This window comes from Beduinella massiliensis (genome assembly GCF_900199405.1).
GTDB lineage: Bacteria > Bacillota > Clostridia > Christensenellales > Aristaeellaceae > Beduinella > Beduinella massiliensis.
This window is the reverse complement of record NZ_LT963430.1, coordinates 1,301,308-1,326,422: the sequence shown is the minus strand read 5'-3', so window position 1 is coordinate 1,326,422 and position 25,115 is coordinate 1,301,308. Positions and strand designations below refer to the sequence as shown.

General features: G+C 61.6%; 20 protein-coding genes and 2 tRNA genes. 7 read left to right on the top strand and 15 right to left on the bottom strand.

Translation table 11 applies throughout. The features are described 5' to 3' along the window. Positions 1–81 precede the first annotated feature (81 nt). From C1725_RS06620 to C1725_RS06590, 7 genes are all read right to left on the bottom strand, one after another. Positions 82–984 (bottom strand): LysR family transcriptional regulator, encoded by a 903-nt coding sequence (locus C1725_RS06620; protein ID WP_346026417.1) that lies wholly within the window; start codon positions 982–984, stop codon positions 82–84. A gap of 193 nt (positions 985–1,177) precedes the next feature. Continuing rightward, the gene (citF, locus tag C1725_RS06615; RefSeq protein ID WP_102410859.1) at positions 1,178–2,731 is read right to left on the bottom strand and encodes a citrate lyase subunit alpha; all 1,554 of its coding nucleotides are present in this window, start codon (positions 2,729–2,731) and stop codon (positions 1,178–1,180) included. Between the two features lies 1 nt (position 2,732). Next, positions 2,733–3,641, bottom strand: coding sequence for an aldolase/citrate lyase family protein (locus tag C1725_RS06610; RefSeq protein ID WP_102410858.1), 909 nt, complete (start codon positions 3,639–3,641; stop codon positions 2,733–2,735). After that, positions 3,641–3,940, bottom strand: coding sequence for a citrate lyase acyl carrier protein (gene citD / locus C1725_RS06605; RefSeq protein WP_102410857.1), 300 nt, complete (start codon positions 3,938–3,940; stop codon positions 3,641–3,643). The genes C1725_RS06610 and citD overlap by 1 nt, the downstream gene beginning before the upstream one ends. Positions 3,941–4,117: 177 nt before the next feature. After that, positions 4,118–5,647 (bottom strand): tripartite tricarboxylate transporter permease, encoded by a 1,530-nt coding sequence (locus C1725_RS06600; RefSeq protein WP_102410856.1) that lies wholly within the window; start codon positions 5,645–5,647, stop codon positions 4,118–4,120. Between the two features lie 15 nt (positions 5,648–5,662). Continuing rightward, positions 5,663–6,187: a tripartite tricarboxylate transporter TctB family protein gene (locus tag C1725_RS06595; RefSeq protein WP_102410855.1), complete on the bottom strand. Its 525-nt coding sequence runs from the start codon at positions 6,185–6,187 to the stop codon at positions 5,663–5,665. Between the two features lie 88 nt (positions 6,188–6,275). Next, positions 6,276–7,268, bottom strand: a complete 993-nt coding sequence (locus C1725_RS06590) for a Bug family tripartite tricarboxylate transporter substrate binding protein (protein ID WP_346026416.1) — start codon at positions 7,266–7,268, stop codon at positions 6,276–6,278. 242 nt (positions 7,269–7,510) lie between these two features. On the opposite strand from C1725_RS06590, the gene C1725_RS06585 reads away from it, so the two are divergent. Next, positions 7,511–8,419 carry a LysR substrate-binding domain-containing protein gene (locus C1725_RS06585; RefSeq protein ID WP_102410853.1) on the top strand — a complete coding sequence of 303 codons (909 nt, stop codon included), beginning with the start codon at positions 7,511–7,513 and terminating at the stop codon, positions 8,417–8,419. 86 nt (positions 8,420–8,505) lie between these two features. Here the strand turns inward: C1725_RS06585 and citX are convergent, their stop codons facing one another. Continuing rightward, the gene (gene citX, locus C1725_RS06580; protein WP_346026415.1) at positions 8,506–9,867 is read right to left on the bottom strand and encodes a citrate lyase holo-[acyl-carrier protein] synthase; all 1,362 of its coding nucleotides are present in this window, start codon (positions 9,865–9,867) and stop codon (positions 8,506–8,508) included. Between the two features lie 262 nt (positions 9,868–10,129). Between citX and citC the strand changes: the two genes are divergently transcribed. The 3 genes from citC (at position 10,130) to C1725_RS06565 (ending at position 13,058) form a co-directional block, all read left to right on the top strand. Continuing rightward, the gene (citC, locus tag C1725_RS06575; RefSeq protein ID WP_102410851.1) at positions 10,130–11,164 is read left to right on the top strand and encodes a [citrate (pro-3S)-lyase] ligase; all 1,035 of its coding nucleotides are present in this window, start codon (positions 10,130–10,132) and stop codon (positions 11,162–11,164) included. A 106-nt stretch (positions 11,165–11,270) separates the two neighbouring features. Continuing rightward, positions 11,271–12,005, top strand: coding sequence for a TipAS antibiotic-recognition domain-containing protein (locus C1725_RS06570; protein ID WP_102410850.1), 735 nt, complete (start codon positions 11,271–11,273; stop codon positions 12,003–12,005). Positions 12,006–12,149: 144 nt separating this feature from the next. Next, complete coding sequence (locus C1725_RS06565) at positions 12,150–13,058, top strand: glycoside hydrolase family 43 protein (RefSeq protein ID WP_346026414.1); 909 nt, start codon at positions 12,150–12,152, stop codon at positions 13,056–13,058. 148 nt (positions 13,059–13,206) lie between these two features. On the opposite strand, the gene C1725_RS06560 is transcribed toward C1725_RS06565, so the two are convergent. Both C1725_RS06560 and C1725_RS06555 read right to left on the bottom strand, forming a co-directional pair. Continuing rightward, the gene (locus C1725_RS06560) at positions 13,207–13,566 is read right to left on the bottom strand and encodes a helix-turn-helix domain-containing protein (RefSeq protein WP_102410848.1); all 360 of its coding nucleotides are present in this window, start codon (positions 13,564–13,566) and stop codon (positions 13,207–13,209) included. A 202-nt stretch (positions 13,567–13,768) separates the two neighbouring features. Then, positions 13,769–14,131, bottom strand: coding sequence for a helix-turn-helix domain-containing protein (locus tag C1725_RS06555; RefSeq protein ID WP_346026413.1), 363 nt, complete (start codon positions 14,129–14,131; stop codon positions 13,769–13,771). A gap of 292 nt (positions 14,132–14,423) precedes the next feature. On the opposite strand from C1725_RS06555, the gene C1725_RS06550 reads away from it, so the two are divergent. Next, the gene (locus tag C1725_RS06550) at positions 14,424–14,678 is read left to right on the top strand and encodes a hypothetical protein (protein WP_102410846.1); all 255 of its coding nucleotides are present in this window, start codon (positions 14,424–14,426) and stop codon (positions 14,676–14,678) included. A 453-nt stretch (positions 14,679–15,131) separates the two neighbouring features. On the opposite strand, the gene C1725_RS06545 is transcribed toward C1725_RS06550, so the two are convergent. Both C1725_RS06545 and C1725_RS06540 read right to left on the bottom strand, forming a co-directional pair. Next, positions 15,132–15,222, bottom strand: a tRNA-Ser gene (locus C1725_RS06545). A gap of 31 nt (positions 15,223–15,253) precedes the next feature. Then, positions 15,254–15,342: transfer RNA gene (locus tag C1725_RS06540), tRNA-Ser, on the bottom strand. Between the two features lie 162 nt (positions 15,343–15,504). Between C1725_RS06540 and C1725_RS06535 the strand changes: the two genes are divergently transcribed. Both C1725_RS06535 and C1725_RS06530 read left to right on the top strand, forming a co-directional pair. Then, entirely contained in the window at positions 15,505–16,020 is a 516-nt protein-coding gene (locus tag C1725_RS06535) for a manganese catalase family protein (protein WP_102410845.1), read from the top strand. Positions 16,021–16,168: 148 nt separating this feature from the next. Continuing rightward, positions 16,169–18,859, top strand: a complete 2,691-nt coding sequence (locus tag C1725_RS06530; RefSeq protein ID WP_102410844.1) for an SH3 domain-containing protein — start codon at positions 16,169–16,171, stop codon at positions 18,857–18,859. 54 nt (positions 18,860–18,913) lie between these two features. Here the strand turns inward: C1725_RS06530 and lacZ are convergent, their stop codons facing one another. The 3 genes from lacZ to C1725_RS06515 form a co-directional block, all read right to left on the bottom strand. Further along, positions 18,914–21,919 carry a beta-galactosidase, LacZ type gene (gene lacZ / locus C1725_RS06525; protein ID WP_102410843.1) on the bottom strand — a complete coding sequence of 1,002 codons (3,006 nt, stop codon included), beginning with the start codon at positions 21,917–21,919 and terminating at the stop codon, positions 18,914–18,916. A 169-nt stretch (positions 21,920–22,088) separates the two neighbouring features. Next, positions 22,089–24,419 carry an FtsX-like permease family protein gene (locus tag C1725_RS06520; protein WP_102410842.1) on the bottom strand — a complete coding sequence of 777 codons (2,331 nt, stop codon included), beginning with the start codon at positions 24,417–24,419 and terminating at the stop codon, positions 22,089–22,091. Beyond that, the gene (locus tag C1725_RS06515) at positions 24,416–25,099 is read right to left on the bottom strand and encodes an ATP-binding cassette domain-containing protein (protein WP_102410841.1); all 684 of its coding nucleotides are present in this window, start codon (positions 25,097–25,099) and stop codon (positions 24,416–24,418) included. Before C1725_RS06515 ends, C1725_RS06520 begins: the two co-directional genes overlap by 4 nt. Positions 25,100–25,115 lie beyond the last annotated feature (16 nt).

Sequence of the window (25,115 nt, the reverse complement as noted above, 5' to 3'; positions counted from 1 at the left end):
CCGTCGGGCCGCTTTGTTACGATCAGTATACCGCCCGGTTTGCCGCGCGTCCAATACATAATTCCCATAGATTTCATGCGTTTACTGCATGGCATTTCGCACCGCTTCAATAAAAGCACGCAGGTAGCCGGGCCTGAACGCCCCCCTACGGAAGGCGGCCACGAACTCGCTGCGCGCCGCCGGATCGCTCAGGCGAATGCAGCGCGGCTGCGGCGTAAGGTGCATGTGCTTCAGGTGCGTGTCCGGGGTGAAGGCGAGGCCCAGCCCCTGCGCCGCCATGGCCGCCGCGCCCTCCACACTGCGGGTTGAAAGCAGAATGCGGGGCTCGATGCCCGCGCGGCGCAGCAGCATCCGACCGATCTGCCCGGTACGCTGGTCTTCGTGGTTGAGGATAAAGCGTGCCTGCGCGAAATCCGCGAGCTCCCTGCGCGCCGCATCGTCCGAGCCCGCTTTTTTCTCGGGCAGCGGCTCGGCCTCTGCCACGAGCACGATCTCCTCCTGCGCGAGCACCTCGCACTCGAGCGCTTCATCCGCTTCTGGCCGGTTCATGAGCGCCACGTCCGCTTCGCCCGACAGCAGCATCCGTTCCAGCACGGCGGACGGCTGCTCCAGCAGCTCCACCTCGACACCCGGATACGCAGCCTCAAAGTCGACCAGCGCGCGCGGCATCAGGTAAGAACTGCGCAGGATGGGAATCGCGACGCGGATGCGTCCGCGCTCCTCCCTGGCGATCTCGCCCAGTTCCTCGTCCATATCGCGCTTCATCAGGAGCATCTGCCTGGCGTAGCGCACGTAGCGCTCGCCCGCGTAGGTCAGTCGCAGACGGTTTCCCTGCCGGTCGAAGAGCCGCATGCCCGTCGTGCGCTCCAGATTTTGCAGGTACTTGCTCAGCGACGGCTGGGAGATGTAGAGCTCCTGCGCCGCGCGCGTCAAATTCTGATGGCTGGCGACCGAAAGCACATAGCGAAGCTCCCGAAAGTCCATGCGGCAGCGCCCCTTTCGACAGGATGCGGGCATCCCCGCTTCCATTTACAAATGTCCGTTTTCGCGCCGCACGTTCCCCGGCCCCGTCGCGGCATGCAATCTTTCTTCCATTAAAAATACCCGCCGGGCAAACCGGCGGGATCGCAAGCCAGGCGGAGATACATTCAGAAGGCGTGCCCGCCCGGCTTCTCCGTTAAATCTCGACCGGTTTGACCTTGCGCACCACGTCCAGAATCGTTCCGTCGCGCGCTTCCATGATGGCGACGACCTGATCGTCAAATTCCACCGGGTCAGGGCGGCCCACGATACTGTAAGCCCGTTCCTTGAGCGACTCAATGCTCACGTGCGGAATGCCCGCGTCGTCCAGGCACTTGGCAAGATCCGCGCGCAGCGGATTGACCGCGATGCCGTAATCGGTGACCAGCACGTCCACCGTCTCGCCGGGGGTCGTCACGGTGACCACGTGCTCGCACACGGTGGGCATGCGTCCGCGCACCAGGGGGGTGACGATGATGCAGCACTTCGCGCCGGCCGCCGCATCCGGGTGTCCGCCCGGCGCTCCGCGCAGCACGCCGTCCGAGCCGGTGATGACGTTGACGTTAAAGTCCGTGTCGATCTCAAGCGCCGCGAGGATCACGAAATCCAGCTTGTTGACGAACGCGCCCTTGTTGGCCGGGTTCGCGTACTGACTGGTCGAAATCTCGTAGTGGTTCGGGTTCGTGTGTACGCTCTGCACGCTGGGCACGTCAAAGTCCTGCGCATCCACGATGCAGCCGACGAGCCCCTTCTCGAGCAAGTCCACCGCAGGCTGCGTGATCCCTCCGATGATCCAGCTGAGCTTGATTCCCTTTTCCACGAGCAGCGGCTCGAGGAATCGGTTCGCTGCCAGCGAAGGGCCGCCCGCGCCGGTCTGGAAGGAAAAGCCGTCCTTGAAGTAGGGCGTCGCCGCCATGACCTTGACGCAGTTTTCCGCCATCATCAGGTCGCGCGGGTCCTGCGACAGGCGGGCCGCCTGCGAAGCGATCTTCTTGGGGTTGCCGATCTCGTCCACGACGACGACGCAGTCCACGTCCACCGCCTCGATAGACGGCGGAAAGTTCGGGAAATCGACCAGCGTGTCGGTAATCACGACGACCTTGTCCGCATACTTGGCGTCCACCATCGCGTAGGAGAGCACGCCGCAGTCGCTCTTGCCGCCCTTGCCGCGCGCGTTGCCGTAGCAGTCCGCCGTCGGCGCGCCGATGAAAGCGACGTCGATGTGCACCTCGCCCGACTCGATCGCGCGCACGCGCGCGCCGTGGCTGCGCAGGATCGCCGGTGTCTTCAGCTTCCCATGCGAGACCACCTCGCCCATGCGCCCGCGGATGCCGCTGGTCTGAAGGCCCGTTACGATGCCCTGCTCGATGTAATCCGCCACCGGGTCGTGGGCCGTGCCCATCGAGGAAGCGGCGATGGTGATGTCCCTGATGCCCAGCTTCACGATCTCTTCCATCACCAGGTTCACGATGTAATCGCCATCGCGGAAGTGATGGTGGAAGGAAATCGTCATGCCGTCGCAAAGACCACAGTTTACGATAGCCTCGCGGATGGAAGAGACGATCTTGCTCTCCTGCGGGCGCTCGTAGCTTCGAACCTTCGGGCCGACCTTTTGATATTCCCGGCCGCTTTTCACGTTTGCGCCCTGAAAGACCTCCCTGCCGCCCGCGAGCAGCTCGTCCGGGATGTCGCGTTTCACTTTATTCAGCATCTCACAGATCCCCCTCATACACGCCGGAGGCCTTCGCCAGCTTGATCGTGCGCTCGGCGCCCTCCAGGAATGCGATGTCGATCATCTTGCCGTCCACCGTGAACACGCCGATGCCCTTTGCCTTGTTCTCGTATACGGCGCGCACGATCTTCTCCGCGCGCAAAATCTCCTTCTGCGTCGGGGTGAAGATTTCGTGGACGATCTTGATCTGCTTAGGGCTGATGAGCGACTTGCCGTCAAAGCCCATTTCCTTGTTCTGAATGACCTCCTGACGGAAGCCCTCCATGTCGTCCAGGTCGGTGAAGACCGTGTCGAAGCACTGCACGCCTGCCGCGCGCGCGGAGATGATCATCTGCGCGCGCCCGCCGATCATTTCAATGCCGGTCTTGGAGACGCCCGTCTGCAGGCAGCGGCGGTAATCGCCGCCCGAGATGGCGACGCCCAGCATGCGATCCGGCGCGGCCTTGCAGATTTCATAGGAGTTGATGATGCCCAGCGGGCTTTCCAGCGCGGACATGACCAGCGTGGAGCCGGGCTCTTTGCCAAACTCCTTTTCCGCAAGTTCGATGCGCTCCACCACGTCCCACACGTCCTGCGCGCGCTCCGTCTTGGCGATGCGGATGCCGTCGCAGCCCGCCGCCACGCAAACGCGGATGTCTTCCTTCCAGTGGGGCGTGTCCAGACCGTTGATGCGCACGATGCGCTCGGTGGCGCCGTAGTCGATCGTCGTCAGCGTGTGGTAAAGCGAGAAGCGCGCCGCGTCCTTCTGGTTTTCCGCCACGGCGTCCTCCAGGTCGAACATCAGGCTGTCGCAGCCATAAATGTATGCGTCCTTGATGAGGCTTGGCTTCTGCGCGGAAAGGAACATCATCGTACGGCGAAGCCGCTTTAAATTCGGATTCGGTGCCATTACCTGATCGCACCTCCCCACGGATAGCCCTCGGTCACGCCCGCGGCGCGATACACGGCGCACTCCACGCGCGCCTTGATCGTGCAGTCCAGCGCGCCCTTGTCCACCACGTCCACGCGCGCGTCCTTCACGCCCAGGGTGTCCAGCGTTTGGAGCACGGTCGCCTTGATCTGGCGTCCGTATTGGTTGATTACGCTCGAGCGCAGCGTCAGCTCGATGCCCGCGTCGCCCGGTTCGATGGAAATCTGAACGTCGCTGGATTCGAGCGTGCCTGCGACTGCCGGTTTCAATACCTGCATTCCATCAGCCTTCTTTCTCTATCACGTTTCAGCCGGTGCCCCGGCCTGCATTCCCGTTTGCGCCCACAAAAGAACCCGCATGGCGCATGGCATCGTCCATTACCTATGCGCCATGCGGGCGAGGGAGGGAGTATATGGCTGAAAGGAGCGCTGCGGCGCTCCCTGGAGCCCCGGAGTTTACGCCTTTGCGTCCGTCTGGCCGTCCTTGGAAGCCCTGTGCTTTTTGATCATCGGCATGACGACCGGCCAGAGCAGCATCACGACGCAGAAGATCATGATCGGGCCCGCGATCGGGCGGACGAACATGTCCTTCAGGCTGCCGCGCATCATCGTATAAGCGCGGGAGAAGTTGGATTCGCACATGCCGCCCAGCACAAGGCCGAGCACCAGCGCGGCGCTGTTGAAGTGGCAAACCTTGACGACGATGCCCAGTATGCCCGCGATGACCATGATCTGAACGTCCGCGATGCTCATCTGGGTCGCGTAGGAACCGATGACCGCCAGCATGATGATGATCGGCCCCAGGAAGGAATACGGAATGGAGAGGATCTGCGCGAACACCTTCGCGATGCCGATCGCGACGACGACCATGACGATGTTGGTGATGATCATGGAAGCGAACGTCGCGGAAAGATAGGTCGGCTGGTTCACGAGGAGCAGCGGCCCCAGCTGCACGCCCTTGAGGACGAGCGCGGACATCATGACCGCCGCGGCGTTGCCGCCCGGGATGCCCAAAGAGAGCAGCGGAACCATCGCGCCGCCGGTCGCGGCGTTGTTCGCCGCCTCAGAGGCCGCGACGCCGTCGATGATGCCGGTACCGAACTTTTCAGGGTGCTTGGAGACCTTGTTCTCCATCGTATAACACAGGAAGGAAGCGATCGTCGCGCCCGCGCCCGGCAGGATGCCGACCACGGTGCCCACGACGGAGCAGCGCGCCATCAGCCACTTGATGCCCCACAGCTCCTTGAAGGAGGGCATCTTCGTGTTGACCTTGCCGCCGCCGACGCCGTCCTTGGCGTTCAGGCGATCCTTCTTGTTCGTCTGCTTGAGCACCTCGGTTACGGCGAAGAGGCCGATCAGCACGGGGATCATCTCGACGCCCGCGAGCAGCTGCTTGCTGCCGAACGTCATGCGCTGCACGGCGTACATCTTATCCTGGCCGATACAGGCCAGCAGCAGGCCCAGCAGGCCGGAGATGACGGTTTTCAGAACGTTATCGCCGTCCAGGCAGGTGAGGATCGAAAGGCCCATGAAGGTCACGGCGAACAGGTCGCTCGGCCCGAACTGCAGCGCGGCCGCGGTCAGCGGCTGGCTGAGCAGGAACATGCACAGCGCGGAGAACAGGCCGCCGATGGCGGACGCGATCAGCGCCACGCCCAGCGCCTTGCCGGCCTCGCCGCGCTGCGCCATGGGATATCCATCGAACGTCGTCGGCGCGGAGGACGGCACGCCCGGAATCTTGAACAGGATGGCCGTGATCGAACCGCCGGTGATGGAAGAGCAGTAAATAGCGACCAGGAAGACGATCGCCGGGATCGGATCCATGGTATAGGTAAAGGTCAGGCCCAGCGCGACCGCCATCGTAGCGCTGACGCCGGGCAGCGCGCCGAAGATCGTGCCCAAAATGACCGCCAGGATGACCATGATGAACATTTGAGGTTGAAAGACGACGCTAAAGCCGGAAGCCAGAAGTTCCATCGTACTCATTTTCCAATCGCCTCCTTATGGAATCAACCCTTCGAGGAAGAGCGCGAAGTTGCGCAGGAAGGGAACGGTGCCGCGCGGCAGGTTGACGCTCAGAAGGCCGCTGAACACGATGTACAGCACGAGCGTGATGAGCACCGACGCGATCACGAGGCGCGCGTACTTGCGCTCGCCCAGCAGCAGGCCGTAGAAGAAAAGCACCAGCGCGCTGGTCACCATGAAGCCCAGCAGCTCCAGCACGAGCGAGGCGATGACCAGGATCACGATGCCCAGGAACATCTTGCTCTTGAAGAAGCCGGGAACGGAGGCGAAGAAATACTTGAGGGTGAAATCTTCCTTCCCCCTGTTCTTCTTGATGATCTTGTACATGTTGACCACCAGGCAGATCATGAGCAGAACGATGATGGTCTTCGGCCACACGTCCGGTTGAAGGGCGTAGGGGTTGTTGGCCACCTTGGCGGGCACGGGGGCCTCCAGCACGTGGGTGAAGAACGTAAAGCCCAGGAATAAGAACAGAAGAATGTTGACGATGAGTTCAAACAATGCGCTTCAACTCCCTCTTACAGGGGAAAGAGGGGTAAAATGCCCCTCTTTCCCGCTTGTATCGCATACAGATTTTATAAAGGGAACCTTACTCAGCGTAGTAGTCCTTGGTCAGCACGCCCTGCTCCTTGAGGTAATCGGAGAGCGCCTTGTACTCGGACTCGACGAACGCATCCAGTTCTTCGCCTTCGGCCGGGATTTTGCGCTCGTCATACGCGGCGGTGTGCAGGAAATCCTTCCACTCCTGGGATTCGCGCGCCTGCTGAATCGCGGCGACGAGGGCGTCGCAGGCTTCCTGCGGGGTGCCGGTCTTCGCGAAGATGCCGCGCCACGGGCCCATGTAGGAGTTGATGCCCAGCTCGCCGGAGCACTGCATGTCCGGGAACACGCTCATGCGGTTCTCGCACAGCGCCAGCAGCGGAACGATGTCGCCAGACTCGATCAGGCCGGAAATTTCGTCGGTGCCGCAGATGGAGAGGGCGCAGTGGCCGCCGACCAGCGCGGAGTTGACCTCAGAACCGGACGCATAGGAGACTTCCAGCAGGTTCATGCCCTCGATCGCCTGCGCGAGCGATGCGCCGTCCACGCCGGTCGCCGTCAGCATGCCGACGGTAACATCGTAGGGATTCGCCTTCACGTACTCGGAGAGCTCCTGCCAGTTGGTCACGCCGAACTGGTCGAGGCTCTTCTTGGAAGCGGCGATGATGTTGATCGAGTGCACCAGCACGCTCAGCGGCTTGAACTCGGTCTTGAAGTCCATAGAGGTCGTGCCCTGCATGTCCTGCATGAACAGGCTCTGCGTGCCGAGCATGAAGGTGTAGCCGTCGGCCGGCTGCTTGTAGGTGTACTCGACGCCGTTGACGCCGCCCGCGCCTTCCACGTTCACGACTTCGACCGGAACGCCGAGGATGCCGCTGAGCAGCTGCGCCATCGGGCGGATGGTGGAGTCAGCGCCGCCGCCGACGCCCCACGGACACACGATGTCGATCTTGCGCTCGAACTTCCAGTCCTCCGCGGACGCGGCCAGGCACATGGAAGCCATCATGACGAGTGCCAGTACGAGACATACCAGTTTCTTCATTGTTTGAGCCCTCCCATAAAATGTTTTATCTGGAACCGGCCGCTTTCCCTCGGACGCGCCGGCTGCCAAAACGAATGAAAACAGAGGCATAAGAGCTTATGCACAGCTCACAAAGAATTCTTGTATTTTTTACAATCTCATGATAATATAGAATTAGCCATAAAGCAAATACTCTTTGCATTATGGTTTGCATAAGGCAAAAATTATGATCTGCCCGCACGCGGCCCCAGAGTGAGGTATCTATGAATCTAAAGCATGCGTCCTACGTATTGGCCGTGCTGCGCGAGGGCAGCATTACCGCGGCTGCCAAAAAGCTATACGTCTCTCAGCCCTCCCTCAGCCAGACGATCAAGCAGGTCGAGCAAAACCTCGGCGCGCCGATCTTCGACCGGGCGACCGAGCCGCTCGCCCTCACCTACGCGGGCGAGCTGTACGTCAAGGCCGTCCAGCAGGTGATGACCATTTCCACCAACCTACAAAATGAAATTGAGGAAATGAAAAAGGAGACGCACGGGCGATTGCGCCTGGGCATCTCCATTCAGCGCGGGCTGCAGCTGCTCCCGCTCGTCATCCCGCCGTTCACCCGCAAGTACCCGCACGTCAAGATCGAGCTGATCGAGCACGGCTCGGACACGCTGGAGCGCCTCACCACCGAGGGCGAGTGCGACATCGCGCTCATCACCACCAACGAAAAGCCCAGCGCGCTGGAATACATTCTGCTGGAAACCGAACAGCTGGTGCTGATGGCCGACCGCTCCACAGACATCGCCCAGCGCATCCCGGACGGCACGCCCATCGACATCACCGAGGCGGCTTCCGAGCGCTTCGTCTGCCTCTGCCCCGGTCACAGCGTGCGCACGATTCAGGACAGGCTTTTCCAGCTGCACCAGATGAAGCCCTCCATCCTACTCGAATCCAACAGCCTGGAGGCATGCAAGAACGTCGCCGCCCGCGCGGGCGCGGTGATGATCTGCCCGTACGTCTACATCGCGGGGTCCCGCGACCTGCTTTACCGCGTGCACTGCTACCCCATCAAGAACAACGATTACGAACGCCACTTTTACCTCTGCTACCGCAGGGGGCTCTACTTCACGCGCTTCATGGAGGACTTTCTTTCCATCGTCCGCCAGCAGCTCGGCAAGTCCGTTTAAACACCGCGGCGCTCCCCGCTTTTGCAGGGAGCGCCGCTCTTTTGATTTTGAAACCAGTTCCCGCCCTGACTGCGCGCCTTCGGGGCTCATTCCTCCAGCAGGAAGTACAGCAGGAAGGTCACCGCCAGCAGATCCGCGCAGCCGCCCGGGCTGATGTTTTCCTCGATCAGCCTGCGGTCCATTGCCTCCACATCCGGGACATGCGCCGTCTGCGCCTCGCGCATAAGCGCCCGCGCCCGCGCAAGCCCTCCGCGGCGGATGACGTTGGAGTCCTCGGCGTTCGCCATCAGGGCGAGCAGCGCCGCGACGCCCGCGTCGTTCACGCTTCTTCCCGCCGCGAGCGCCGCGCGAAAGGCGGGCAGCGACGCCCGCGCTACGGAGGGAAAGCCCGCCGCCGCCTCGCCCCGCACGCCCGCAAGCCCGTGCTCCACATACAGGCGTTCCCCGAACGTGCGCGCGTTCTCCAGGGTCAGAGAGGACAGCTTTTTGCAGACGGCCTCGTGCGTCATCTCGCCGCAGAGGGCGAGCACGTCGTCCGCTTCGGCCCCTTCCAACTCCCCGGACCGTCTGCCGTACAGCATGCCCAGCGCCCCGCAGACGACGCCGAGGGAAAAGATCGCGCCCTTGTGCGTGTTTACGCCGCCCGTCGCCGCGAGCATCGCCCGCTCCGCGCGCGCTCCGCGCCGCTGCAGCGCCTCGAACACCTCCGCCGGGCGGCGGCTGTGCAGGCGTATTCCCTCGCGCGCGCAATTTTCAAAATAGGAAGGCAGCACCGCCGCGCTGTCCAGAAATGTAAAGAAGTCCATGTCCCGGTGCGCGCCGCTGTTCGCGCGATCCACCAGACCGGGCTTAGGCGTCACCGCCGCCTCGTACAGCAGCGCCCGCTGCGCGCTTTGTCCAACCCGGCGCGCATAGCGTGCCGACAAATCCTCGCGAATGATCTCCTCCGCGCGCGAAAAGAGCGCCTCCGCGCTGTGCGCGCGGCTCCGGGCGCACAGTGGCGCTTCCTCTCCGCACAGCAGGCAGCGCCGAACCGGCAGGCCCACGTCCGTACGGGAGAGCTTTTCCCCATCCAGCCCGATCACGTCCGCGTCGAGCAGGCGCCCGACCCGCGACGCGTCTTCCACTTCGCACATCAGGCGCTTGAGCAGCTGCACGCCGACCCCCGCGACGACAAAAAACGCCTCGAGCCCCGTAACCGCCCGCACCTGCTCCCGCGCGCGCACGTACCCCTCGCGCAGGATCTGGGCCTCGATTTCCTCCAGGGCGTTTTCAAACGCCCGCTCGATCTCCCGCGTCACCTTCACGGGGCCCGCGATGTTCATCGTCAGGCACACGAGCGGTGCGCCGTGCGCCCGCACAAGCCGCCTTTGCGCAGCGGCGCGCCCCTCCCGCGCCTCCATCATGTCCGCGACGCCGACCGGGCATCCGTATAGCCTCTCCTCCATCGCGCCGCCCCCTTTCATCCGCTTCTATAGGGATTGTAGCAAACGACCGCCGGGTTTGCAAGGCGCGTGCCCATGGCTTTTTGCCTATGTGCCCGATAACCGCTTTCCTATTCGCCATCGGCGTCAAAGCATGGTATACTGAAATAAACCGGCTTGCTGCCGGTTGCATTCCCGACGAAGATCTGCAAATCCCATGGCTCTGTGTCAGAGGCTTGACAAGGGGATTTGCATAACAAATGTACGCAGAAAGGTTGGAGCGCCCATGTACGAGCTTTCCCGCATCTACGACAGCGACAGGCGCGCGCGCCGCGAGATGGACGCTTTGCTCGAGCGCGAGGGAATTTCGCGCGATCAACACCTCGATTACACCGTCGGGCTTTACGACGAGGACGGCGAATTGGCCGCGACCGGCTCGTGTTTTCAGCAGACGCTGCGCTGCATGGCGGTGGATGGACGCCATCGCGGAGAGGGCCTGCTCGCCCAGATCGTCACGCACCTGATCGAGGTCGAGCACGAACGCGGTTACGACCACCTCTTCCTCTACACCAAGTGCGATGCCGCGCGCTTCTTTTCTGATCTGGGTTTTTCCGAAATCGCCCGGGTGGACGGCCGCGTCGTCTTCATGGAAAACCGGCGCGGCGCGTTTGCGCGCCACCTCGCCTCTCTCGCCCCGATGAAAATGCCCGGGGCGGCGGCGGTCGTGATGAACGCCAACCCCTTCACCCTCGGCCATCAATACCTGGTCGAGCGCGCGGCGGCGGAAAACCCCCGCGTCTTCCTCTTCGTCCTGTCGGAGGACGCGTCGCTCGTGCCGTTCGACGCACGCCTGTCCCTGGTGCGTTCCGGCACAGCGCACCTGAAAAACGTGACGGTGCTGCCCTCCGGGGCATACATGATCTCCAGCGCGACCTTTCCCTCCTACTTTCTAAAGGAAGCGGATCTGGTGACCCGCGCGCACGCACGGCTTGACGCGGCGGTCTTCGCGCGGATCGCCGCCGCGCTGGGGGTGACGCGCCGCTACGTGGGCGAAGAGCCCTTCTCCCATACGACACAATTATATAATGAAGCGCTGTGCGAGACGCTGCCCCCGGCGGGCGTCGAGTGCGTCGTCGTGCCGCGAAAGTCAGGGCCCGAAGGACCGATCAGCGCTTCCGGGGTGCGGCGGCTGATTCAATCCCAAGGCGTCCCCGCCATCCGTCCCTTCGTGCCCGACAGCACGTACGCGTTCTTTCAAAGCGAGGCGGGCCAACGCGTCGTTTCAGCAATTTGCGCGGCGGGCGACGTGACGCACCATTGAACTGAAAAAAAGCAAAAATTCCGCTTGACCTTCTCGCTACGTAAAGGTGTATCCTGAACGTGCAGGAAACAGGAATGGCTGCCAAGCGATAAAGGAGGAAACGCGGATGGAACTGAGCATACAGGCTTTCAGCCGTTTAGCCGGCGTCAGCGCGCGCACGCTGCGCTATTACGACGAAATCGGGCTCTTCACACCCCTGCGCGTCAATTCCTCCGGCTATCGAATATACGGCGACCATCAGTTGGAAGCGCTGCGCCGAATCGCCCTTTACCGCTCCTACGGCATGAGCCTGGAGGCGATCGCGCGGCTGCTGAACGCGCCGGACGCGGCGCTACGCGAAGCGCTTTCCAGCCAGCATGCGGCGCTCCTTGCGGAGCGCGCACGCCTTGACCGGATGATCGGCAGCCTGGAACAAATGCTCCTGCAGGAAGAAGGAACCAGCATGAACCGTGAAAAGATGATCGAAGAGAACGAAGCGCGTTACGGCGCGGAAATCAGGGAAAAATACGGAGATAATGCCGTGAACGCCAGCAATAAACGGCTGAAGGGCCTATCCGACGCGGACATTCAGCGCATGGAGCATCTGTCTGTTCAAATCGTCGAGCGCCTTCAAAACGCCGTTCGCACGGGCGTTTTGCCCGGCGGAGAAGAGGGGCGGGCCATCGCCGCCCTGCACCGGGAATGGCTCGGTTTTACCTGGCCTTCCTATACGCCGCAGGCGCACCTGGGCCTCGCGCAGATGTACGTCTCCGACCCGCGCTTCACCGCCTACTACGACAGGGAAGTCCCCGGATGCGCGGCATTCCTGCTGGAAGCCGTCGCGGCCCTCACAGAAGAATGAACCGTTTGGACGGTCCGCCGCAAGGTTGGCCGTCCTTTTTTTGCGGATTTTTGTCCTTTTCATGCGGAAAATACGGTTTTCGCCCCGGGCAAAATATGGTACACTGTTTCTAGCCTATCCATAAAGAAAAGCGAGGGAGTTTTCTTGAAGACGATTGAGTTTCCTTTTCAGGCGGCGGACCCCTTTCTCCTGCGGGATACCGACGGACGGTTCTACCTCTACTGCACCCGCGAGGACGGCGAAGGGGTCAGCGTGCGCCGTTCGGAAAATCTGACCGTTTGGGAGGATTTAGGAATCGCCATGGGCCCTTCGCGGTCGCGCTGGGGCGTGAGCTGCTTCTGGGCTCCGGAGTGCTATCGCATCCGCGGCCGCTATTACCTCTTTTACAGCGCGAACTGGCGCGAAAACCCGAATGAAGAAGAGGAAAACTTCCGCATCGGCGTCGCCGTATCGGACAAGCCGGAGGGGCCGTTTGAAGACATCTCGGACAAGCCGGTCTTCGATCCGGGCTACCCGATCATCGACGCGAACGTGTACGAAGAGGACGGGCGCTATTATCTCTACTATTCGCGCTGCTGCTACAAGCACCGCGTGGGCGAATGGGAAGAAAGCTGGATCTACGGCGTCGAGCTGCGGCCGGACTTTTCGGGCGTCATCGGCGAACCGAAGGCGCTCCTCCTGCCGGAGCAGGAATGGGAAAACCGTTCCGCCGCCTCGACCGGCCGCCGCTGGAACGAGGGCTCCTACCTCTTTAAGCGCGGCGATACGTACTACATCACCTACTCGGCCAATTTCTTCGGCGGCCCGGATTACGCGGTGGGCTATGCCACAGCCCAATCGCCGCTGGGGCCGTTCGTCAAGGCGCCCGAAAACCCCATTCTGGCGCGCGGCGGGCACGTCACCGGCACGGGCCACAGCTGCATGGCGAAGCTGGACGGCGAAGAAATGTGCATCGTCTATCACGGCCGCACGGAACAGACAGGCGACGCGCGCGTTGGCTTCCTGTCCCCCGTTCGCTTCGACGAGGCAGGGCGGCTGGTCGTCGAGCGCTAAAAGCAGGTTATCGTATTTAAAGAGATTTCGTAATCGCCAACAAGAAATATTATAGAAGTGATTGCTTACGGGTAACAATAAGAGGCACGAATTTATTTTTTCGTGCCCCTTATATTTTTATCTTCATGATTTGACCTGAGGGGAAACGTCACTCTACATCGTCGCGTTCAAGTGCCGCAATGGCCTCACATAGTTGATACATGACCGCTTTATGCTTTGGTGAACAGCCACCAATCAAACGCGATATGCCCATCACCGTCATATCTGGCGGAAGAGGCTCGTCGAACTCTTTGGGATCATATGTACCACGAAACATTTCTTCTATGGGGGTCGATAAAATCACGCAAATCTCGTATAGACGGTTTAAACTAGGTCGAACCTCTCCCCGTTCATATCGGCCATAGTAGTTTTGGGTGAGTCCCATGCTCGTCGCAACAGTCTCCTGTGTCAAGCCGCGACGGAGCCGAGCTTTTTGAATATTAACGCCTAGCTTTCTATACGATAGCATATACCCACCCCCTAAGCTTTACATTCATATTGTACAGGTAAGAATTTTGTAGCTCAATAAACCTATAAGTTACAGAAACACTTATAAGAGCGTATTTCATTCATCTATACAAGCGTATTGCCATGTATTTAAACCATGCAGATAGACATGGTTCCGTTAAAAAAAAGAAACGCCCGGAAGCGCTTCTCTATTTGACATAATCCTACGCCTTAGTGAAACGAGTTACGGAATCCACAATCTCCATAAGCAAATCCAATGTTTTCGCATCACAGCCCTGCATCATATTAATTATCCCGGCGATTTGATGATCTGCCATTGTCTCTCCATTTATTTCTGCTAATGGCACGTCTACCAACGCACCTTTTACTAATGCTTCCAGCGGAATGGCATATAGAGCACAAAGCTGTCCCAACATATCTAAAGAAATCGGTCGAGCTCCACGTTCAATATGTCCGTAATGCTTTGCGGAAATATCAAGCCGTTCGGCCACCGTCGCTTGCGTTAGCCCCGCCTTCTTACGTACTTGCCTAAGATGACTTCCTATTACCTTGTAAGATATAGGCACTTTTATCAGCCCTCTTTCAACTCAAATTGTAGCTGATTCTTCCTTTTATTCATACGCCGTAAAATACACCATATTCCTTTTTACGTCACTTTATGATATAATGCATAGCATAAATACGCCTATATAAGTTAAAATGTGCTTCATATAGGCGTAAAAGAAAGGTGGATGTCTCGTAAAACTATGATCGGAATCCTGTGACGATGAAGCAACCGAAGCCATAATCCATGCGACATGGCCTTATTCACCTGAATCCGAGTTCATTTCAAATTAAACTTTATTGGAGGTAGACACTATGACAGATGAAGAATATAACCTAATTATCGTCACCATAGCTATTGAACATAAACAACCGATTGAACAAGTTCTTAAAGATATGCAGGATGCGATCTGTGATATGTTCACTAACCCCCACAGAAGCCCAGAAACACAAGTGATTTTAGATAATGTAAAACGAAAAGAAGAAATCCCAACCGTGCGAGAGTTTATTGAATTCCTAGAGGAAGCAAAAAGAAGTGGTATCTTATCTACATCCGATACACTTAATTAAAATGGATATTAGGACAATAAAATCCCCCTTCTAAAATAAAGTATGGGATGTTTCAATTTCCTGCGTCTTTGTTGGAACCCAAAATCACTAATACTTTGTTAAATATTCCATACGAAAAGCAACTTATAAAATTCAAAAAAAATCTGCTAGTTTCATTTTTAAAGCCAGCAGATTCCTATCTTGCCCACATTTCTATGCTGTCGCCAAAATACTTGCATGCCGTCGCTTCAATGCTCAGCAAAAATTTCGTTTTCGAGCCCTCCCCTTCCCTTCGCAAGCTCCTGTAAGGATAAAAAGGAAAAGGGGCCGGAGGCTGAATAGCTCTCCGGTTCCCCCTGATCTTACGCGTGCGCCCTATCACCGGGCGAAACGCTCCCTATAATCCCGTGCGTCCAGGGCTTTGAAGGCAAAAAAATAATCTACTAGCTTTGTATCAAAAGCTAGTAGATTTTCTGGCGGAGAAGCCGGGATTTGAACCCGGGCTGCGCTTTCGCACACTACTCCCTTAGCAGGGGAGCCCCTTCGGCCTCTTGGGTACTTCTCCATGTCAAAAGCACGTATGCGATTTTCGGAAATGGCGGAGAGAGAGGGATTCGAACCCCCGGTACATTGCTGTATCACTGGTTTTCAAGACCAGCGCCATAAACCGCTCGGCCATCTCTCCAAGAGAATTGGAACCAGCGGAAATTATTATACCCTTTTTCGATGCTTTTGTCAATGCCGTTGATAAAATTCCCTGCAATCTTCCCTTTCGTTCACGCAGGGCCGGCCCAGCCCATAGGATATCAGGGGCTGCTTCGCCCAAATCGCCTGTGGAGGGATTGCCATGCAGGACATTCAATGCGATATTCACTATCGGGAAGGCTATCAAGACCCCGCGCCCTATCCCGAAATAACCGTTTTACAGCCCGATCCCTGCGCCGCCCAGCTTTTGATGGCGGACTATGCCGGGGGAACCAGCGAATTCACGGCGGTCAACCAGTACCTGTACCACCATAGCACGCTGAGGCAATATCCGGACGTAGCGGAAATGCTCGAAAAGACCGCCATCGTGGAAATGATGCACATGGAAAAGCTGGCGCAGGCGATTCTGCTGCTCGGCGAAAAGCCGGTCTATGGAACGTCCACGCCCTGGTGCGCAGACCGTGTCGCCTATGGAGAAACCCTGTGCGAGCGGCTGCACATGGACATTGCGTCCGAATACGCGGCGATTGCGCAGTATCAAAGGCACATCGAGCAAATCGCAGATCCCAACGTAAAGGCGCTGCTTGCCAGGATCATTCAGGACGAGCGCGTGCACATCAAGCTCTTTCAGGAAGCGATCGGACGCCATTTCTGCTAGGCACGCATTTTCCCGGCCCGCCCTCCGCATTTATGGAGGGCGGGCCCTTTCTTTCCGCTTTTTGGATGGCAAATTCCAGCCACATCCCGGAAGAAAGGTGGAAGACCCGGCGTTATATATTTGAAAGCGCGAAAGGGGGCCTCATATTATGAAATATCGTTTTTTACAAAAGCCAATCGCGTGGATAAGCGCGTTTCTGATGCTTCTTACTGTAATGCCCGCGATGGCGGACGAATGCCTGCACGACGTCTGCAAGCCCTACGTACCCGACGTCAGCACAGGACTCACGGACACGCAAAAGCACATATGTGAAGATTGCGGCGCGACCCTGCCGCACCAGTATCAAAACGGCGTCTGCACGATATGCGAATACGTCTGCCAGCACGACGTCATGATCGATTTCGGCGAGCAACACAAGTGTGCCTGCGGAAATATCGCCCAGGCGCATAGCTACCACAGTCTAGACGCAGACCACCACGCATGCGTGTGCGGCAGGACGGAATCGCATGTCTGGGACGACGGGGTCATCACCACCCCCGCGACCTGCGACCAGACCGGCGTCAGGACCTTTACCTGCTCCGTCTGCAACGCGCAGCGCACCGAAACCATCGCCGCCATCGGCGAGCACACCTGGGACGACGGGGTCATCACCACCCCCGCGACCTGCGACCAGACCGGCGTGAAGACATTTACCTGCTCCGTATGCAACGCGCAGAGCACCGAAACCATCCCCGCCACCGGCGTGCATTCCTGGGACGACGGCGTCATCACCACCCCCGCGACCTGCGACCAGACCGGCGTGAAGACATTTACCTGCTCCGTATGCAACGCGCAGAGCACCGAAACCATCCCCGCCACCGGCGTGCATTCCTGGGACGAGGGCGTCATCACCACCCCCGCGACCTGCGGCCAGACCGGCGTGAAGACATTTACCTGCTCCGTCTGCAACGCGCAGAGCACCGAAATCATCCCCGCCACCGGCGTGCATTCCTGGGACGAGGGCGTCATCACCGCCACCGCGACCTGCGACCAAACCGGCGTGAAGACATTTACCTGCTCCGTCTGCGGCGAGCAGCGCACCGAAACCATCCCCGCCACGGGCGAGCACGCCTGGGACGGCGGCGTCATCACCACCCCCGCGACCTGCGTCCAGACCGGCGTGAAGACATTTACCTGCTCCGTCTGCAAGAGCACGATCGAGGAAACGATCCCCGCGCCCGGCCACAAGTGGGATGCGGGCACCGTCACCAAGGCCGCCACCTGCAAGGAGCCCGGCGTGCGCAAATACACCTGCGCGGTCTGCGGGAGCACCCGGGATGAAGCCATCGCAGCGCTGCCGCACCGTTGGACGGGCCGGGTTACCGTCGCGCCCACCTGCACAGACGAGGGCTATACGACCGACTATTGCGCCGTCTGCGGCGCGTGGCGAGAATACGATCAGACGGAGCCGTTCGGCCACGACTTTGAGGACTGGCGCCTTACCCGCATGCCCACCACCGCAAATACCGGCCTGTGGGAACGCACATGCCGCGAATGCGACTACGTGCAGACCGCGACGGCCGCGAAGCTCGAGGCCTACGTCGCCTCCACGGGCATGACGCTGGACACCACGGACGCCGACACGCCCGCCTTCGGCGTCGTGCTGAACGCATCCGCCGCTTCTCTGCCGGGCGATACGGGCACATTCACGCTCATCCTCGATCTCGCGAGCGGACGCTGGCGCGACGCGGACGTGACGCTGAACGGCTACGGCGCGCTTTCCGGCGCGAACGTGTTCGTTCAAAGCGCCGTCATCGACCAAACGCGCCCCTCCCGGCTGACCGTGCAGATCGGCCACATGAACGTCGCAGGCGGGCTGGGGCAGCTCGCGCTTTCGCTGCATCCCGAAAGGAGCGCGCGCGTGAACGTCACGCTGGATGCGGAGGGGCAGCGCACGAAGCTGGGCGCGATTCGCCTGGCCGCCGCCGACGATTCCGCCGCTTCCGCGGAGACGGCGCGTCCCTGGACGCCCGGTAACCTGCCCGCCAGCACACAGACGGTCTTCATGACCCCCGGCAGCTCCGTGCTTTCGACGGACGGCGGCGCGGTCTGCGTCACCACGACCCCGCCCTATCTGGACGCGGCGACCGGCCAGGTCATGATCGCCCCCGCCGACCTCGCGTCGCTGGACGCAGCCTACGACCTGTTCAGCGACGGGTACACGATGTACATTCAACACGGCGGCGTGCTCGCCGCGTTCGTCGCCGGTTCCAACGCGGCCACGCGCGCGGGCCAGTCCGAAGCGCTGTCGGCCGTCCCGTTCATCAAGGGCGGCAAGCTCTTCGTCGCGGCAAGCGACCTGACGCGCCTGACCGGCATCAGGCTTCAGTCCGGCGCGGCGGCGGACCCGCAGAGCATCGCCTTCCGCGAGGATGCCTACACCCTGCGCATCGGCGAGACGATGACGCCCATCGTGCTACCCGGCATTCCGACGACCGGGTTTGACTGGACGCTCTCGCTCGCGTCCGGGCAGGCGCAGGGCGTCGCGCAGGTCGAGGGCAAGACGGTCACCGCGCTGGGCGCGGGCACCGTCACGCTGCGGGCGGCCTCCTTAAGCGGCGGACGCACCGCGAGCGTGCAGCTCACGGTCTCCGGCTACGCGCCGGGCTTCTCCACCTACCGCGTCACCTCCGGCACGGTCAACGTGCGGGCGGGCGCGGGCACCAACTACGCCAAGCTGGACACCTTGCAGCGCGGCGACGAGGTCACGGTGGTCGGCAAGACCGGCAACTGGGCGCGCATCGCCTACGGCGGCGCGCAGGCATTCGTATCGCTCTCCTATCTCAAGGAAGTAAAATAGTGAACATCAAGGACGGGGCGGCGCCGAACAGCGCCGCCCCGTCCTTTTGGCCTCTTAAATTGCGCGCAGGATAAACGAGAAGGAAAGCGGTTTGTCCGAAGGAATCAGGTACGCATCGTGCACCGGCGCGCCCCAGCTGTCGTCGCCGCCCACGCCCATGCGGAAGCCCGCGACGTCCAGCACCGTGTAATGCACGGGCGGCAGTTCGTCGGGATGAAAAGCGCTGTCGAGCTCCTGCGCGGTGTAGGGGATGGCGCTGACCTGCAGCGGCGCGTCCACCCTCTCCACGCGCACGCCGCGCCCGGCCTCGTCCGTCGCCTCCAGCCAGCGCACGTCCGTGCGGTTGCCGCACTCCTGCGGGCGGATGTAGGGCGTGCAGTTCGCCCTCGCCGTCGTCTCATAAACGCCCAGATGCGCGCCGCTCTCGCGGTCGATGTAGCATTCCTCCGGCCCCCTGCCGTAATAGCGCAAACGGGAAAAGCGCGCGGGCAGGCGCATCTGCAGGCCAAACTGCGGCATTTCCGGCAGCCCCCTCGCGCCCGGATAGTCGAGCTGCACGCGCACGCCGCCATCCGCGAGCACCGCGTAGGCCACCGTCACGTCAAAGTCCAGCGGCGCGGGCATCCGATAGACGTAGCGCACCGAGAGCAGGCCGTCCTCCTCGCTCGCCGCGGCGTCGGCAAGGCGCATGCCGTGGCTCGCCATCGTCCAGGCCGCGCAGCGGAAGGGCATGCCGTTGCCCCGGTCGTTGTCCGTCGGCGCGCGGTCGAAGTTCGGGCGCGGCGCGCGCGCGATGCGCTCCAGCCCGTCCTTCTTCAGCGAGATCAGACCGCCGTCCTGATAGGAAAGGAGCACGTCAAAGCCGGCGCCGTGCGCGCCCGCGTTGACGTCGCCCAGCGCGATGCGGTAATCCACCCCGGAACGCTCCGGCGCCTTCACGCCCTCGACCACGAAGACATGCTCGCCCGTCATCTGCTCAAAGCCCGCTTCGGCCCAAGGCGTCGCCTCGCGCAGGCAAAGGCCGCAGCGCAGCGCGTACTCGCCCGGCGCGAGGCCATCCGGCAGCGGAAGGACGAAGTACGCCGCCTCGCCCGCAGGCACGTCCATATCAAGCGTCCCCTGCGCCGCGCAAACGCCCTCCCGCAGCAGCGACCAGCGGAGCTCATACGCAGCCGTGGAGACGAACAGGTTCTGGTTCACCACGCGCACGCCGCGCCTGTCCGGCAGCAGTTTCACGTTCTGATAGAGGAACTTGACCTCCTGCATCTTGGGCGAAAGCGTGCGGTCCGCGAAGACGATGCCGTTCGTGCAGAAGTGATAATCCGTAGGCCGGTCGCCAAAGTCGCCGCCGTAGCAGAGCCTGCGCGCGCCGTTTCCATCCGTCGCCTCGATGCCCTGATCGATGAAATCCCAGATAAAGCCGCCCTGATACTGCGGGTATTTGTCCTCCAGCGCGGTGTACAGGTGCATGCCGCCGCAGGAGTTGCCCATCGCGTGCGTGTACTCGCAGTTGATAAAGGGCTTCTTCGGATGGCTCGAAAGGTACGCTTCGATGTCCGCAGGCTTGGCGTACATGCGGCTCTCCATGTCGCTGGTTTCGTCGTAGCTGCGGTCGTTGAACACGCCCTCGTAGTGCACCAAGCGCGTGGGGTCCGCCGCGCGGAAGTATTCGGACATGTTGTAGATGTCCCTGCCGCCGAAGCTCTCGTTGCCGCAGGACCAGATGAGCACGCTCGGATGATTCTTATCCCGCTCCAGCATGGACTTCGCGCGGTCCAGCACCGCCGCCTGCCAGTCCGGCCGGTCGCCCGGCACGACCCAGGAGGGCTCGATCCGCCCCATCTTCTGCCAGGAGCCGTGGCTTTCCAGGTTCGTTTCGTCGATCACGTACAGGCCGTAGCGGTCACACAAATCGTAGAAGCGGCTGTCGTTGGGGTAATGGCTGGTTCGCACGGCGTTGATGTTGTGCCGCTTCATGCAGCGCACGTCCCAGAGCATGTCCTCCATGGAAACGGCGCGGCCCGTGCGGCAGCTGAACTCGTGGCGGTCCACGCCCTTGAAGACGATCCGCTTCCCGTTCAGGCACATGAGGCCGTCCCTCATCTCAAAGCGCCTGAAGCCCGTGTTCGTCTCGCAGACCTCCGTCACCTCACCGCCGCGCGTCAGCGTGACGCGCACGCGGTACGTGTTCGGCTCCTCCGCGCTCCAGAGCTTCGGGCTTTCGACCGGGATGGCAAGCTCCATCTCCTCCGCGCAGTCCGCCTCGGCGGCGGGGCCGTCCAGCAGCTCCACGCGCGCGCGGGTACCGGCGGCTCCGTCGATCTTCATGCGAACGCGAAGGCTCGCCGCGCGATAATCCGCCGAAAGCTCGGAGGTCACGAACAGATCGCGCACGTGCGACGCGGGCTCAAGGCGCAGCCACACGTCGCGGAACAGCCCCGAGAAGCGCCAGAAATCCTGATCCTCCAGGTAGCTGCCCGTGCAGCGCTTGTACACCTCGACGCACACGCGGTTGACGCCCGCGCGCAGGCAATCGGTCACGTCGAAGGTGGCGGGCGTGAAGCTGTCCTCGCTGTAGCCCAGGAACGTGCCGTTCATCCAGGCGTACAGCGCGGATTCCGCCCCGTCGAAGCGCAGCACCACGCGTCCGTCCCGCGGCCAATCCTCAGGCACGGTGAAGTCGAGCGCGTAGCAGCCCACGGGGTTGTATTCCCTGTTGATTTCAGGCGGACGCAAAAACTCGTGCCCATCCCAGGGGTACTGGGTGTTGACGTAGTGCGGCCGGTCGTAGCCCTGAAGCTGAATGTGCGCGGGCACGGCGATGTCGTTCCAGCCGCTCACGTCGTACCCCGCCTCGTAAAAGCCCAACGGGCGAAGCTCCGGCCGCTCCGCGTAGCAGAACTTCCACGTGCCCGAGAGGCACTTTTGCAGGCTCGATTGCCCGCTGCGCGCCTCCTCCTCGCTCGCAAACACGGCATGATCGCTGCACGCCGCAAGGCGCCCGACGGCGAACGCCTCCGGATCGGCCAGATACGAAAGCGTATAGACGGGTCTATCCATCGCTCTTCCTCCTCGCAGATTTTTCCTGATACCAAGAGCATAGAGGATTTGCGATTTTCTGTCAAGAGCCGAACGCACGCGGGGCACAGGGTGCGGTGCGCCGTCCTGCAAACGACGGCGCAGAAGGCGAAAAGAAGGGAGCGCTTCGCCCCCTTCCAAGTATCGTCCTCTACTCCGCGCCGAGGGTTTCAACGACCGTGAGCCCACGGATGCGCCGTGCCGGGCCCCTCACCGCGAGCAGCGCGCTGAAGGTGACGAACGCCGCGATCAGGCCCAGCGGCCCCAGTGGCAAAGCCCATGGGGTTCCCCACTGGGCGGTGACCAGGTGCCTGTACAGAAACGCATGCACGGGCACCCCCAGCGCGCAGCCTGCTGCGCACCCGAAGAACGCGTAGACCGCTGCCTCCATGGTGACCATGCGGACGAGCTGCCCGACGCTCATGCCGACCGCGCGCATGACGCCGTAGGAGCGGATGCGGCCAGAAACGCTCATGGCGACGCTGTTGACGATGCCGATGACCGTGATCAGCGCGATGATGAAGAGGAAGCCGTACATGAACAGCGTCATCGCGTAATAAGCGCCCCGATTCTCCGCGTTGCTCGCCCGCCGGTCGGAGAACGTCCGGTTCGGCCCGGCGAGCGCGCGCAGGGCTTCGACGTCCGCGTCCGTCGCCCCGTGCCTCAGCTGCACGTCGATGATGGTATAATCCCGCTCCCCCGTGAGATTTTGAAATGCCCGTTCCGAACAGATGAGCTGATCGACGCCCTGCTCCCTGCCGAATGGGCTGTCGGAGAGCACGCCCGCCACCTTCACCCGCCGGTCGCCGCCGGGGAGCCGCAGCGTGAGCGAATCGCCCGCATGCGGGCCGCCCTCGCCGCTGTAGACGAAGAGCACCGCGTCCTCCGCCGCCCTTGCGGCCTCGACGCTGCCCTCCAGCAGCGAGTTCTCCGCCCAGGCGAACTGCGTATCTTCATAGGAGATCAAATGAACCTCCCCGTCGCCCCGCGCGCCGGTCGTCGGGATGTGATAAGCAAACTGGCGGCCGTAGGCGCGCCGCACAGCAGGGTTTTCCCGAATCCTCTCCGCCAGGCCCGCGGGGACGTCGCAGGCCTCGTCCGCGCTGACCACGGATACGTCGGGCGTCCAGGGCTGCAGCGGCCTGATCGCGTGGCGCATGAAGTCCATCGCCGCCGAAAAGGCGAGGAACAGCACGATGCTGAGCGCAAACGAGCCGGTCATCAGGATGAAATTCTTGCGGCTGGCGCGCGCGTGGTGCAATCCGAGCGCCAGATCGACCTTCAGAAAGCGCGTGTTCGCCGCGCGCCGCACGGGCTGCTCCTCGCTCGCGCCGCCGCTGACCGCGGTTCGCGGCGACACGCTGGCCGCGCGCCTGGCCGGCGCCCGCGCCGCGATCAATACCGAGAGCAGGCCCGACAGCACGCCGCAGACGATGCCGATGACGCTCACGTCCAGCACCGGCAGCTCCGCGAAGTAAAAGGGGCTGATGGCGCGAAGCGCAGCGCACAGCGCCCACACGACCAGCACGCTGCAAAGCGCGCCCGCGGGCACCGCCCGCGCGCACCAGCCCAGCGCCTCCCGCCGCACAAAGCGCATGATCTGCTTGGGCGTCGCGCCCAGGCAGCGCATCATGCCGAAGAATTCCGCGCGCTGGGCCACGTTGCTGTTCAAGCTGCTGGCGATCATCAGGACGCCGGCGAGGAGCACGAGCACGAAGAGGACCCCCGCCGCGACGTACAGACTCGTCATGTAGCTGTGCCCGCTCTGACCGTAAAGGCCCATGAGCTTTACGTTCTGCGCGCAGCGCTCGTCTTCAAGCTGGAACTGCTCCGTGATGTCCGCGATGGCCGAGCGCATGTTGCAATAAGGTAAAAACTGAACGAAGAACTGATCGGTGTATTCGCTCCCCGGGATGGCCTGACGGAGACCCTCCGTCGTTAAAATGAGGCCGACCTCGTCCGTCATGAGCAAACTGGAGGCATTTTCGATAAACCCGGTCACGGTGAAGACCGACTCTCCGCCCGGATGCGAAAGGCGCGCCTCGTCGCCGAGCGAAAAGCCCAGTACCTCCTTCGCGCTTTCGGTGAGCGCGACCTCGTCCTGATCCGCCGGGTACGCGCCCTCGACCACGCGCAGGCCGAGGATTTCCTGAAAGGGCGCTTCGTCCATGCCGACGATAGCCGCCCGCTTCCCCTTAACGACGTATGCCTCGCCGTCCACGACGGCGTAGCGTCCCGCGGCCGCGACCTCTGGGCGCGCGGCGATCATTCGCGCTTCCTCGTCCGAAATGCCCTCAAACGCGGCATGCCAGTTGCCATTGTCCTTGATCGCCTGCATCCGCTGGCTGCGCACCTCCATGTCCGCCATGCCGAAGATCGCGCTCACCAGAAACACGGACAGCGCGATGCACAGCAGCGTCATGCGGTTTTGCTTGCGGTGCACGCGCGCGGAAATGGGAATCAGGTCGAGGTAGCTCTTCATGCCCGCTCCCCTCCCAAATCCGTAAGCCTGCCGTCCGACACGCGCAGCACGCGGTCTACGCAGGAGGTCAGGTTCATGTTGTGGGTGATCATCAGGATGGTCTGCTGAAAGCGCCGTGACGCCTGGGTGAGCAGGTCGAGCACGTCCCGGCTGCTGCCCGTATCCAGGTTGCCCGTGGGCTCGTCCGCAAGGATCAGCGCCGGGCGGGTGATGAGCGCGCGCCCGATGGCCACGCGCTGCTGCTGCCCGCCGGAAAGCTGGCCCGGCAGGTGGCTGCGTCGATCCGTCAGCCCCAGCACGTCCAGCATTTCCTGCACCTGCCCCGCCTGCGCGCGCCTGCCGTCCAGCAGGAGCGGGAAGACGATGTTCTGTTCCACCGTCAGTTCCTGCACCAGATGGAACGACTGAAATACGAAGCCGATATGCCTGCGCCGGAAGATCGTGCGCTCCTGCTCCTTCATCGAAAACAGATCCTTGCCGTCCAGAAGAACCTTTCCCGCGGACGGCGCGTCCAGCGCGCCGATGCAGTTGAGCAGCGTGCTCTTGCCGGAGCCCGACTCGCCGACGACCGCCGCGAACTCGCCCTTTTGAAGGCTGAATGAAACGTCCTTCAGCGCGTCTACGTGCGCCTCCCCGCTGCCATACGTCTTGCACAGGTTTTGTACCTTTAAGATTTCCATGACCTCTGCCTCCTTA

Bases quoted from the DNA above. Each gene is read 5' to 3' on its own strand.
- C1725_RS06570 (WP_102410850.1), top strand. From the start codon at position 11,271: ATGGAACTGAGCATACAGGCTTTCAGCCGTTTAGCCGGCGTCAGCGCG.
- C1725_RS06535 (WP_102410845.1), top strand. From the start codon at position 15,505: ATGCAGGACATTCAATGCGATATTCACTATCGGGAAGGCTATCAAGAC.
- citF (WP_102410859.1), bottom strand. From the start codon at position 2,731: ATGCTGAATAAAGTGAAACGCGACATCCCGGACGAGCTGCTCGCGGGC.
- citC (WP_102410851.1), top strand. From the start codon at position 10,130: ATGTACGAGCTTTCCCGCATCTACGACAGCGACAGGCGCGCGCGCCGC.
- citD (WP_102410857.1), bottom strand. From the start codon at position 3,940: ATGCAGGTATTGAAACCGGCAGTCGCAGGCACGCTCGAATCCAGCGAC.
- citX (WP_346026415.1), bottom strand. From the start codon at position 9,867: ATGGAGGAGAGGCTATACGGATGCCCGGTCGGCGTCGCGGACATGATG.
- lacZ (WP_102410843.1), bottom strand. From the start codon at position 21,919: ATGGATAGACCCGTCTATACGCTTTCGTATCTGGCCGATCCGGAGGCG.
- C1725_RS06520 (WP_102410842.1), bottom strand. From the start codon at position 24,419: ATGAAGAGCTACCTCGACCTGATTCCCATTTCCGCGCGCGTGCACCGC.
- C1725_RS06585 (WP_102410853.1), top strand. From the start codon at position 7,511: ATGAATCTAAAGCATGCGTCCTACGTATTGGCCGTGCTGCGCGAGGGC.
- C1725_RS06530 (WP_102410844.1), top strand. From the start codon at position 16,169: ATGAAATATCGTTTTTTACAAAAGCCAATCGCGTGGATAAGCGCGTTT.
- C1725_RS06550 (WP_102410846.1), top strand. From the start codon at position 14,424: ATGACAGATGAAGAATATAACCTAATTATCGTCACCATAGCTATTGAA.
- C1725_RS06620 (WP_346026417.1), bottom strand. From the start codon at position 984: ATGGACTTTCGGGAGCTTCGCTATGTGCTTTCGGTCGCCAGCCATCAG.
- C1725_RS06590 (WP_346026416.1), bottom strand. From the start codon at position 7,268: ATGAAGAAACTGGTATGTCTCGTACTGGCACTCGTCATGATGGCTTCC.
- C1725_RS06560 (WP_102410848.1), bottom strand. From the start codon at position 13,566: ATGCTATCGTATAGAAAGCTAGGCGTTAATATTCAAAAAGCTCGGCTC.
- C1725_RS06610 (WP_102410858.1), bottom strand. From the start codon at position 3,641: ATGGCACCGAATCCGAATTTAAAGCGGCTTCGCCGTACGATGATGTTC.
- C1725_RS06515 (WP_102410841.1), bottom strand. From the start codon at position 25,099: ATGGAAATCTTAAAGGTACAAAACCTGTGCAAGACGTATGGCAGCGGG.
- C1725_RS06600 (WP_102410856.1), bottom strand. From the start codon at position 5,647: ATGAGTACGATGGAACTTCTGGCTTCCGGCTTTAGCGTCGTCTTTCAA.